Genomic DNA, 13,147 nt, shown 5'->3' on the forward strand with positions numbered 1-13,147 from the left:
TGCTGTAAAAGATGGAAATATGTAGCGATAAAATATACTCTCATTCACAGTGCTATTTCATTTAAAATTTAATACCCTTTTTATTTATTCACAGATCAATCTTATTTCTAAATCAGTGTTTAGTGTCTAAAAAAGATTAAAATTTTTTTATGGATACAATTAAAACACTTTTTGGTTGTATTCAGTAAAACAAACCCTTTAGTTGTATGCGAATCTTAAAAACATAACGTATATTTGATTCTTTAAACTATAATGTATCGAATGTTTTAATAAGGTAATTTATTATCTTTAAAGACATGACGTTGAGTAATATGGTTTTGTTTTGTTGTTTTTATTTATGTGCTTTTTTCTAAATGGGAGGATTTAAATTTGGAGTTATGGAGTGTGAATAATGCAATGCAAATTGAAATTAAGTTTTTGCGCGTTAATAACCAGTAGTTTTTTTGTCAAGATGACGAATGCAGCTGAAGTGGCAACACCAAAAGAAAAGCTATTAACACCAATAGGGGTTAGTGCACATCTAGAAGAGACAAGAAGATTGTTGTCAAAAGTGAAGGGATTAAAAGCAAAAGGAGAAAGTTCGAACACTATATTGAATAAACAAAGAGCAAAAGTAGATGAGCGCTCTGAAGAAGAGGAGGAAAAAATAGAAAGTCTATTTTTTAAAACCCTCACAGATTCAATAATAAGTGATGGTACTTCTATCTATATTACTGATTATGATTCTGAAAATCCTGAAATAAATAGCTTTAATTATAAGAATGCAGGTTATTCCATCAATAATACGGTTCGGGAAGGTGGAAAACTTTACATTATTGAAGCGAGTGTTAGTAAGGATACGACAATTGAACATGATGGGATTGAGTTTGTCCAAAACTTAAGCGATTCAGAATATGCTACTGTTAAAAAAGGGGGAAAACAAATTGTTGAGAGTGGTGCAAATGCTGAAGGGACTAAAATTTATGGTGGTGAACAGGTTGTTTTTGGCAAGGGATTATTTGAAGATGAGGCGTTATTAGATGGCTTTAAGCCAAGCACTGCTTACGATACAGAGATTTATGCTGAAGATGGAGTGCTAGGGCTACAAAGTGTCTATAGTGGGGGAATTGTTTTTGACACAAAGGTTATGGAAGGCGGTGTCCAGAATCTTTATGGTAAAAAGAATTTTAATAATGGGGTTTCAGAAGATGCTGATATAGTTGATATAGAAGATGAAAATTTTACCCTTAATGAGGGGGCTTCTGCACTGAGGACCCAACTTTTTAAAAATGGCGTGCAAAATATCTTTGCAGGAGGGAGTGCGAGTGAAGTTACCTTAAATGATAGAGCTACTCAGAAGATATATAATTCTGGATATGCAGACACTTTAACAATTAATCATCAAGCACAGTCATGGGTTTTTTCTGGTGCAATATTAGATAAGGATACTAATGTTCATGATTTTGGCAGCCTCTATCTTTATGCTGGGAATGATAAAGCGGTTACGGAAGTAGAAAATCTTAATTTAAATGGAGGAGATACCAAACTATACATTATTGCTCCTGAGAATAACGGCAAAAAACCTCAGGTTAATATTAAGAATTTAAAAGGAAGTGGTCGCGTTATTTTTACGTCTTCTGGGGCTAATAAACATTACTCTCAGCTTAATATTGATGATCTTTCAGGTTCTTTACATTTCGATTTCAATGTTGATTTTGCCAAACACTTTAATGATTATCTTCTCATTACAAAAAGTGCTTCAGGTCATCACACAATCAGTGTGACAGATTCTGGGCGTGAAATTACAAATTCTCCTCTACTAAATCAGAACTTAGTTCTTGAGCTTGATTTAATTCATGAACAAAGTGAAAAGGCTCATTTTTCTCTGATAAATTTTTCTGGTGAAGAGATAACGACTGTCGATAGTGGAGCCTACATGTATGCTCTAAAGAAAAAAAATGATAACAGTGGAAAGATTTGGTATTTAACGCCGTTGGAAACAACTTCTACTTCTATCGTTTCTTCATCTCATACGGAATTATCTATGGAGAAATTATCTGATTCAGTATCTTCTCAATCTTTAGCTGATCAGATGACTTTGCGTCCAAGTAATCAAGAACAAGCTTCTCAACAATTGAATGAGACACTTTCAGTTTCTCAATTTTTAACCACGCCTTCTACAGATGCGGTATTGTCTATGTCTGTCGCTCCAGCGATAGTGTTTCACAATGAAATGCAAACCGTGCGTGCGGGAAGAGGAATTTTAGATCAAAGTAAAAAGAATACGGCTTTATGGACCTATGCGATTAAAACGAAAGAGAACATTGCGACAAAGCATATAGACTTTAAGCTCGATCAGACCGGTATCGTTTTAGGGCTTAATGGCTTAAGCGAATGGGAAAATGGAGCGTTTTATATTGGGGGTTTTGGAAGTTATGACCACGCACGTATTGCGCATGCACGGGGTGGTACCAGCGGTATCAATAGTTATGGCATTGGGGCTTATGTCACTTATTTTGATCATAGTGGCTGGTATCTCGATGGCGTTTTAAAATACAATCATTATCAAAATACTCTAAAGGCAGTTTCCACGAATGGTTTAGGAATTGAAGGAACCTATACGCAATGGGCAGTAGGAACCTCCTTTGAAGCCGGTTATCGACTTCAGACGTCCAAGAGCAGTTGGTTGCAGCCTTATGGGCAATTTACATGGTCGCAAGTTGAGGGTAAAGAAATCAAGTTATCAAATGATATGACCGGTAACATGCGTCCTTTTATTTCACTCCGCAGTGAGGTTGGTTTATCTTTAGGGTATGAATTTGGCTCTGGCATGGCTTCTTCTTCACAGGCATATATTACAGCAGCATGGTTGCGTGAACATAAGGACAATAATCAGACATTGATTAATGAACAACATCCATTTATCACAGATTTATCAGACAATGCGGGTAAATTAGGCATAGGTTTGAGCAGTTTTGTGAGTGAGAAGTTGAAGTTATATGGTGAGGCCCATTATGTTAAAGGGCGCAAAACAAAACAATCTCTTCAGGGCATTATAGGGGTACGCTATAGTTTTTAGCGATATGGTTATTTTTTCGTTATCTTTAAGTGTATGATTGTTTTTAAAAGCCTTTAATGAAGTGTCAGAAAGTATTTTTTAGCATGCAGATTCACTTTTTATGATAAGTCGTATAGCCTTATATACTCTATGATATATTGCTTTTTTATTTGATAAGAAATCTTGAAAGGCGTGCTAAAGGAACACGATAAAAATGTCCTTATATTCTCGACCAAAAAGCATCTAAAAGATTGCAAAGAGTGTTTTTTTAGCGAGGTGATGGGGTTTCTCAGAAGAATTATTACAATCTAAGATTGAAAATATATTTTGTAGAGCTAATTACGTTTGTTGTCTATGAAAGACGTGAAGGGGGGAGGATATGGCTCTACAATATAAATGGAAACGAAATTTTTGGGTATTCATGTTGAGCAGCTGTTTTGTGCAAGCTGCTGCTGCAAAGGAGGAAGGAGCACCACTTTTTTGTCAGTCTTCAAGTTATAAAAATGATCAAATATTTCAGGATCAATATAATGGAGATATGAAAATAGGAAGATGCATATTGGGGGCATCGAATGATGTTGTTGTAAGAGCGAACAATGAAGTAGATTTCTTTAAAAAGCCTATCGACTTTACTCTTGTTAAGGGCGCTAGAGTATTTGCCAGTCAACAGGAACTTGACAGCAATCATCGTGATAATCTTGGCTATAAGGAACAAACAGAAAAGACTGCATTTTTGAAAAAGCCTGAGCTTATCTCCATTAAAGATGGGGCACTGCTCGAAAATTATGTCCTTGATAATGAAGGTAAAGCTTACGTTTCAAATGATGGTGAGATTGATAGTCCAGGGCGGTCAATCAATAACACGGTAAAGAATGGTGCAGAGCTTTATGTGTATGCAGGAGGTCTTAGTGAAAATAGTAAAATTGAACATGGTGGAATTGAAAATGTTCAGGCTTTAAAGGGAAAGCAAGGCTTTTCGAAAAATGCTGTTGTTAAAGAAGGTGGACAGCAAAGTGTTGGAAATGGAGGAAAAGTCGAGGGGACTAAAATTTATGGTGGGGAGCAGCTTGTTTTCGGCGAGGGGAATGTTGCAGGAGAGGTTAAAGGGAGTAGCGCTTCTCATACGGTCATTTATGGTCAAGGTAAAACACCAGGTCAACAAAAAGTGTATGATGGGGGGAAAGTTTGGAATACAAAAGTTATGCGAGGGGGCGTCCAAGAGATTGGAAAAAAATCTCAAAATACAAAAAATAATGGTGTTGCATTTGATACAGAGGTTTTTGCTGGTGGTAAGCAGCGTATTTTAAAAGGCGGTCAAGCTATTGGAGTTACTTTAAATGAGAGTGCTGTTCAGGAAATATATACTGACGGATCTGTAAAAAATCTAACAATGAATGATGAAACAACATCATGGGTGCATGCTGGAGCGACATTAGACGGCAAGACACAGGTCAATCATTCTAGTCAGCTTCATCTTTATGCGGGGAATGATCAACAGCGTACGAGAGTAGAAGATATTCTTCTCAATGGAAAAGATGCAAAATTATATTCTATTACGGATGAGATTGATGGAAAAAGCTCTTTGATACAAAAATTAAGTGGTGAGGGAAGTGTTATTTTTACATTTACGGGTTCTGATCCCTACTATTCTCAGCTTCATGTGAACAATCTTTCAGGAAATTTACATTTCGCATTCAATACCACGATTGCTCATAACCGTGGTGATTATCTCTTGGTTGAGAAAGGTACTGGGAATCATACAATAAGTGTTGCTGATTCTGGCGTTGAAATTACGGATCCTTTTTCAAATAAGCGTGATTTAATTACAGATCAAAGTGGTGGAGCGCATTTTGCCTTAACAGATCTTAAGGGTGAAAACATTAATGCTATTGATGGTGGAACTTATATGTATGGTCTGAAAGAAAGAAAGGATGAAAATGGAAAAGTTTGGTATTTATCTGCAGATCGTCTCAGTGGACCAGAAACCTCTATTCCAGATCCTAAAAATCCGTTCGCTCCTGGTGGAATAGCAACCACTCCTTCTACGGATGCAGTGTTAACGTTGTCCGTAGTCCCAGGACTTGTTTTTAACAATGAGTTGCAAATTGTACGAAATGGTAGAAAAATCTGGAACAGAAATAGAAAAGATATCGAACTGTGGACTTATGCGATTAAGAGCAGGGAACGCATTGCAACAGGTCATACAAACTTTAAGTTTGGGCAGACAGGTTTAGTTGTTGGTGCTGATCAGTTAAGTGAATTAAGGCATGGAGAGTTGTATATTGGTGGTTTCGGCAGCTATGATCAAGCGCGTATTTCTCATGCACGAGGGGGAGATAGTGGTCTGAGTTCTTATAGCATTGGAACGTACGCAACTTATTTTGATCGTCGTGGATGGTATATGGATGGTGTTTTGAAATATAATTATTATAAAGATAATTTGAAAGCCATATCAACCAATGGTTTAGCAATTCAAAGTTATTATAATCAATGGGCGATAGGGGGATCATTTGAGATTGGTTGTTATTTTGAACCAGCGCAAAATACTTGGATGCAGCCTTATATAAAGCTAACAGGTCTACAGGTTGAAGGTAAAAAAATAAAACTTTCCAATGGAATGATCGGTGATTTAAGTCCGTCGACTTCATTCCGTAGTGAAGTTGGATTAACGGCAGGACATGAATTCTTTGTGAATTCAGAAACGTCATTAACAGCTTATATTATGGCAGCTTGGTTGCGTGAGAATGTAAATAATAATGATGTGATAATTAATAACCAGTATAAATTTATCACAGACTTATCAGGTAGTGCGGGTAAACTGGGAATTGGTTTAAACAGTTCGGTCAATGATAAACTGACACTTTATGCGGAAGCACATTATCTAAAAGGACGTAAGATTAAGAATGCTCTTCAAGGTATTTTAGGGTTACGTTATAGTTTCTAAATACACATTTATACGGCTGATTAATTTTACCAATATCATTGCTTTGCAAACTTAAACAGATAATGCATCACTATGTCTTCTCGAGAGTATAGAGATCTTCTTGAAACAGTATGATATCTTTATACTCTCTTTTAGTTGAATGAGAGTTCTGATTATCATAAGTTTCTCTTATTCTAAATCTTCTCCATGTTGAATCAATCAAAACCATTTGCTTGCACAGCATAAGTTATGAGAGCCTGTGTGGTGTAAAAATTGTATAAGAAAGCATTCAAAAGTTTCTCATAAACCACCACAAATGTTAAGGGTTTTAGCAATATTTTAGGGCTGGAAAAGTGTTTGATGATGTTGGCTTGCTTTGTCATACGGCGTAAAGATGCGTGGTGCGCAATAAGGTTATTATTGTAGCATTCATAGTCGATGTTGGGAAATGGACTTGGGCCTATTGAGAGATATTTCTTTAAAATAAGCGTGTGAATGAGCAACGCAAGTATGTTTCGTTTAGAATGTTTTATTTTACGTGAAGGGTGTGACCTCATTAAAGGGTACGAGCATTTTCTTCATCCGTAGTTTCAAATACAAACATGCAAACTATTTTTTGAATACAAATAACATTTTGAATTTTATTAATTTTTTTTCCTTAAGTCAGCATTTTTAGTGGTTTAAATATCTACAACTTATAATTGTTTTAAATTTAAAAATACACTAAAAAATTGTATTTAGACATAAATAAAACACATTATGATACAATCTAAAATGAGCTACCCACGTAGTCGCGGGGTATTTTTCTAAATAATTGAGAGTGGAGTGTGGATAATGCGGTATAAATACAAGTTAAGTTTTTCAATCTTGATGATTAGTAGTTGTCTTGTTCCATCTGCAAATGCAGTTGAGAGCAGGAATGGAGAGCTAAAAAGATTAGAAAATGTGACGCCTAGAGGAACTGTCCAAAAAGGTTCAGCATTGATTACAAACATGTTGCCTAGTACTAATATTCAAATTGGAGATGGTGGTGTTGAAATTGTTGAAAATGGAAAAACTTCAATGGGTGCCACTATTCAAAAAGGGGGGATGCAAATAGTTACACGCGGAGGAAATGCAATAGATGCTAAAATCCTTGGAGGTAAACAGTTTGTTCATGAAGAGAAAAATATTGATCTTACAAGTGTGATTAGAAGAAGCAGCGCATATAGTACCACAGTTTCTGGAGGGAGTGGAGCCGTAGGACAACAGAATGTGTCTGATGGAGCAACGGCCTGGAATACGAAAGTGGAAAAAGATGGAGAACAAAATCTTTATTCGGGAGAAAGAAGAGAGGGGGGAAAATCACAGGATACTATAGTTTCGGGGAATGGCAGGCAGCATGTTTTAGCACTGGGAGAATCTGTAAAAACTACCTTGCGTGAAAGAGCTACCCAAGTTGTTTATCCTAGAGGGCTGGTGAATACTTTAACAATTATGGATTATGCTAGGTCTTGGCTACATGTTGGCGCAAAAGATGTCGTTGGGGCCGTAAGGGTCAATGGGGGCGGGGAACTTTATTTGTTTGCTGGTGATGAGACAAATCATACTACTAGGAAAAATATTCCTATAGCAGAAAGAGCCCCAGAAACAATATTTGAGGTAGGTGAGCGAAATGTAGGAGAAAAACCAAAGATTAAAATTCAAGATTTAGGGGGACAGAATGGAACTATTATTTTTAGTTCTATACCGTATGATCCACGACATATTTCACTTCATGTTGAAAAGCTTTCAGGCGATTTACATTTTCGTTTTAATATCAATGCTACAGGAGATCATAATAGTGATTATTTATTGATTGATGAAAGCGCAGGTAATCACACAATAAGCGTTGCGGATTCTGGTCGTGAAATTACTGGTCCTCTCTTACAAAAGAATAGTTTAGTTAGCGGAATCAATCTAATTACCGATAGAAGCCAGAATGAAGGAGCTAACTTTACTTTGGCAGATCTTTCAGGGAAGGGTATTACAGTTGTTGATGGTGGAACCTATCAGTATCAATTGCTGAAGAGAGAAAGGTGTGCTGACTCTAGTGGTGGTGCTACGATTTGGTATTTAGGTATAGCCTCTGAAGGTACGGAACGTTCAAATATTTCCTCTCAGTGTGGAAAACAGAAACAAAAATTTTCTTCTACATCACCTACTGGTAGTGGTAAAGGGGCTCAAAAAGGCGCTTCTTCTAGAGGAAAAAATACTGATTCTCAAAAGTCTACTAAAAAAGCGCAGACCAACTCACGGCCTCCACGTCATTTAAGAGAAGCACAAAACGTCTCGAGTGTTGCGTTATCTTCCTCTCAAGAAAATATGACTCATATGGTATATTCTCCAGAAAGTCATTCTCCTCTTTCTGATAATGAGCAACAGGCTGCTGTTTCAGCATCTTCTCAAGTTTTAGCTGATCAGATGACTTTGCGACCAAGTAATCAAGAGCAAGATTCTCCACAATTAAGTGAAACGCTTCCAGTTTCTCAATTTTTAACCACGCCTTCTACAGATGCGGTATTGTCTATGTCTGTCGCTCCAGCGATGGTATTTCACAATGAAATGCAAACCGTGCGTGCGGGAAGAGGAATTTTAGATCAAAGTAAAAAGAATACGGCTTTATGGACCTATGCGATTAAAACGAAAGAGAGTATTGCGACAAAGCATATAGACTTTAAGCTCGATCAGACCGGTATCGTTTTAGGGCTTAATGGCTTAAGCGAATGGGAAAATGGAGAATTTTATATTGGGGGGTTTGGAAGTTATGACCACGCACGTATTGCGCATGCACGGGGTGGTACCAGCGGTATCAATAGTTATGGCATTGGGGCTTATGCCACTTATTTTGATCATAGTGGCTGGTATCTCGATGGCGTTTTAAAATACAATCATTATCAAAATACTCTAAAGGCAGTTTCCACGAATGGTTTAGGAATTGAAGGAACCTATACGCAATGGGCGGTGGGAACCTCCTTTGAAGCCGGTTATCGACTTCAGACGTCCAAGAGCAGTTGGTTGCAGCCTTATGGGCAATTTACATGGTCGCAAGTTGAGGGTAAAGAAATCAAGTTATCAAATGATATGACCGGTAACATGCGTCCTTTTATTTCACTCCGCAGTGAGGTTGGTTTATCTTTAGGGTATGAATTTGGCTCTGGCATGGCTTCTTCTTCACAGGCATATATTACAGCAGCATGGTTGCGTGAGCATAAGGACAATAATCAGACATTGATTAATGAACAACATCCATTTACCACAGATTTATCAGGCAATGCGGGTAAATTAGGCATAGGTTTGAGCAGTTTTGTGAGTGAGAAGTTGAAGTTATATGGTGAGGCCCATTATGTTAAAGGGCGCAAAACAAAACAATCTCTTCAGGGAATTATAGGGGTACGCTATAGTTTCTAATTATGAGATATTTTTAAATTGTTCTCAGAGTGTAAAGGAGTTTTCACACTGAGATACGGAGTGTCTAGATCCATTTTCTTTTAACGAAGAAGATTTTTATAAAAGATATATATTTTTTTGTGTATTAGATTTTCTTATAATTTTTTATTGCTCAAATGGTAACTTTTGATGGGAGGCGTTTAGGAATATAACGGGAGCTATTTAATAAGAGGTGGCAATACATCTTATGATGGGAGGAGGAGTTGCAGGTATTCCTATTGAAGTCTTCTTTATAATTTATTCTATATTTTTGAGAATTTGTGTAGATTTTTGCAGAGACACTTGGCAAAGGGCTGCTTGCTCGCTATAGAAATGGCTAGAGAATGTTATCAATAGAATAAAGGTGGTTAAATGGCTTTAGAGCGTACTTTTTCGATGATTAAACCAGATGCAACACGTCGTAATTTAACGGGCGCAATTACCAAAATGCTTGAGGATGCGGATTTGCGTGTTATTGCATCTAAACGTGTCTGGATGAGTAAGCGTGAGGCTGAAAATTTTTATGCTGTGCATAAAGAACGCCCTTTTTTTAGCGAATTGGTTGAATTTATGTCTTCTGGTCCAACAGTAGTACAGGTTTTAGAAGGAGAAAATGCCATAGCTAAAAACCGTGAAGTGATGGGGGCGACTAATCCTAGTGATGCAGAAGAAGGAACAATTCGTAAAATTCATGCTTTGTCGATAGGTGAGAATTCTGTCCATGGATCCGATAGTGCTGAAACGGCAAAAACAGAAATCGCTTTTTGGTTTTCTGAGGTAGAAATTGTTGGTTAATAAAAACGTAAATAAAAAGCAAAAACCCGAAACATTGTGTTTTGGGTTTTTGCTTATAAGATTATAGGTCTCTTTGGCAGATATGTAGATTTATCACTTTTTCTGCTTTTAATATTGCAACTGTTTTGTTAGAGCTCATTTATCTTTTCTTGAGGAGCATAACTATATTTGTGATATGCAAAAGAAGAGTTTTGGCTGTTTCATCATCAATAGATTTGAAATAAGTCAATCTTACGGTATTTTTATCTCTTGTTTAAGTGGCAGAAAAGGTAGATTATCATTAAAAATCAAGAGACTATTTCATGAGATGACGTGTTTTAAACCGGCGCGAAAATAGTCCCATCCTGTCCACAATGTAAGCAGGGCAGCAATCCACAGCATCGTAATGCCAAATTCTACTGTGTAAGGGAAAACTTTATTACCCGCTGGTCCTGCTAAAAGAAAGACAATAGCGATCATTTGTACAAAAGTTTTCCACTTTGCAAGACGAGAAACCGGAACGCTTACTTTTAATTCAGCTAAATATTCACGCAATCCTGATACAAGAATTTCTCGGCAAAGAATGATAATAGCAGCCCACAAAGTCCATCCAGCGATGGTACTGTCTGCGGCAAGTAAGAGCAGGCACGCAGAGACCAGAAGTTTATCGGCAATTGGATCTAACATACGACCAATATTGGATGTTTGTTTCCAAATACGGGCAAGGTAACCATCAAGAAAGTCAGTAATGGAAGCAATGACAAAAATAGAAACGGCAATCCAGCGTGCTATATCACTTGATTGTAGGCGTCCTTCTACAAAAAAGCACGCAACCACCATTGGGACTGCAACAATTCGTGCATACGTTAAAAGATTTGGAAAAGAAAAAGTATGATTTTTCATAGAGCTATTTTAAATTCTTGTGAAAGAGAATATATCCCCTTAAACGTAACAAGGCTAAGCTGATGAAACAAGCCTATTTTTCATGAAAATGGTTATGAATTTTTTGTGCAATTGTGGCAGAGATTCCCGTAACATTTTTCAAATCTTCAAGTGAGGCATTAGCAACAGCTTTAGCACTTCCGAAATGATGAAGCAATGCACGCTTTCTTGTCGGACCGATATTTTCGATTTCATCAAGTGGATTTTTGAATGTTGCTTTTTTTCGCTTTATTCTATGTGTTCCAATGGCAAAACGATGTGCTTCATCACGCAGACGTTGCAAAAAATAGAGGATAGGATCACGAGGTGGAAGTGTAAAAGGAGGGATACCTTTTATAAAAAATCGTTCACGTCCTGCATGACGATCAACACCTTTGGCGATTCCAATAACGGTGATCAAATTATTTAATTGCAATTCAGCAAGTACTGTATGCACACTGTTGATTTGTCCTTCACCCCCATCGATTAAGATAAGATCAGGCCAAATGGGAAAAATGTCATGATTTTTATCATGTATGTCATGACTTTTATCGGGCAAATCATGCTCTTTGATAAGGCGTGAAAATCTTCGTTTAATCACTTCTTTCATCATGCCAAAATCATCGCCAGGTGTGATATCTGTTGAGCGAATGTTGAATTTGCGATATTGATTTTTCACAAATCCTATTTGACCAGCAACAATCATAGCACCTACCGAATTTGTTCCCATAATATGAGAATTGTCATAGACTTCTATACGGCGTGGAGGAAAGGGTAGTTGAAATGTTTCAGCAAGCCCTTGAAGCAATTTTGTATGGGTCGCTGTTTCAGCAAGCTTATGTTCAAGTGCTTCATGAGCATTAAGATAGGCATGGTTAACAAGCTTTTTTCGTTCACCTTGCTTGGGTAAAGAGAGAGATATTTTGTGATTTGCTTTGAAACTCAATGCTTCTGTAAGAAGTGTCTTTTCTTCAATTTCTTCGGATAAAAGGATGTTTTTGGGAAGTGGTTTGTCATCGTAAAATTGGGCAAGAAAACTCGCTAAAATTTCAGTACGAGAAAAAGAGGGATCTGCTTTAGGAAAATAGACACGGTTTCCCCAATTTTGCCCCATGCGAAAAAAGAACACTTGAATACAGGTTATTCCTTCCTTTTGTGCAATTGCAAAGACATCTGCTTCTTTTATCGTTTGAGGATTAATACCTTGATGGCTTTGAATATGAGAAAGAGCGGATAAGCGGTCACGATAAGAAGCGGCTTGTTCAAAATCAAGACTTTCTGCGGCTTTATGCATAGCTTGGACCATATCATTTTTAACAGACTGATCTTTTCCCGAAAGGAACGCTTTTGCTTCTCTCACCAGTTCTTTATAATCACTATCATTAATTTCATGGGTACAAGGTGCAGAACATCGCTTAATTTGATAAAGCAAACAAGGGCGCGTACGGTTTTCAAAAGTTGCATTGGTACAGGTGCGTAATAAAAAAGCGCGTTGTAAAACATGAATTGTTTGTGTTACCGCACCAGCAGAGGCAAAAGGACCAAAATAATGAGCTTTTTGTGTTCGAGCACCACGATGTTTGTAAAGTGCAGGGGCTCGATGATCATCTGTAATCATGATATAAGGGAAGCTTTTATCATCACGGAGCAATACATTAAAATGTGGATGCAATCTTTTGATGAGATTTGCTTCTAAAAGGAGTGCTTCTGTTTCTGTATGGGTAACAATAAATTCCATATGATATGTTGCACGAATCATGCGGGTAATACGATTATTGTGTCCTTGCTCACGTGCATAGTTTAAAACACGTTTTTTGAGATTACGGGCTTTTCCAACGTATAGAATGTCCCCATTTTCACCAATCATTCGGTAAACTCCTGGCTTATGCGGAAGGTGTTTAACAAATTCTTGTATGAATTTGACACCTTGGAATTGACTTTTTTCATTGTTTTGATTGGCATTGTTCCACGTAAGATTAGAGAGAAAAGAAAGCTTTTCTCGTTTATTTTGCGAACAATTTGTATTATTTCTCAGGATCATTCCA

General features: G+C 37.2%; 6 protein-coding genes. 4 read left to right on the plus strand and 2 right to left on the minus strand.

From position 1 onward, the window contains the following. Positions 1 to 391: 391 nt before the first annotated feature. The 4 genes from bafA (AC6ER9_RS06840) (at position 392) to ndk (ending at position 10,202) form a co-directional block, all read left to right on the plus strand. Complete coding sequence (gene bafA, locus AC6ER9_RS06840; protein ID WP_497074026.1) at positions 392 to 3,058, plus strand: BafA family autotransporter; 2,667 nt, start codon at positions 392 to 394, stop codon at positions 3,056 to 3,058. A gap of 358 nt (positions 3,059 to 3,416) precedes the next feature. Beyond that, complete coding sequence (gene bafA / locus AC6ER9_RS06845; protein ID WP_497074027.1) at positions 3,417 to 5,981, plus strand: BafA family autotransporter; 2,565 nt, start codon at positions 3,417 to 3,419, stop codon at positions 5,979 to 5,981. A gap of 813 nt (positions 5,982 to 6,794) precedes the next feature. Next, the gene (gene bafA / locus AC6ER9_RS06850) at positions 6,795 to 9,389 is read left to right on the plus strand and encodes a BafA family autotransporter (protein ID WP_497074028.1); all 2,595 of its coding nucleotides are present in this window, start codon (positions 6,795 to 6,797) and stop codon (positions 9,387 to 9,389) included. Positions 9,390 to 9,779: 390 nt separating this feature from the next. Then, positions 9,780 to 10,202: a nucleoside-diphosphate kinase gene (ndk, locus tag AC6ER9_RS06855; protein ID WP_497074029.1), complete on the plus strand. Its 423-nt coding sequence runs from the start codon at positions 9,780 to 9,782 to the stop codon at positions 10,200 to 10,202. A gap of 300 nt (positions 10,203 to 10,502) precedes the next feature. On the opposite strand, the gene pgsA is transcribed toward ndk, so the two are convergent. Both pgsA and uvrC read right to left on the minus strand, forming a co-directional pair. Beyond that, on the minus strand, positions 10,503 to 11,084 hold the full coding sequence (pgsA, locus tag AC6ER9_RS06860; RefSeq protein ID WP_497074030.1) for a CDP-diacylglycerol--glycerol-3-phosphate 3-phosphatidyltransferase: 582 nt from the start codon (positions 11,082 to 11,084) through the stop codon (positions 10,503 to 10,505). Positions 11,085 to 11,157: 73 nt separating this feature from the next. Further along, entirely contained in the window at positions 11,158 to 13,143 is a 1,986-nt protein-coding gene (gene uvrC / locus AC6ER9_RS06865) for an excinuclease ABC subunit UvrC (protein WP_497074031.1), read from the minus strand. Positions 13,144 to 13,147 lie beyond the last annotated feature (4 nt).

The organism is Bartonella sp. SL317 (genome assembly GCF_059687655.1).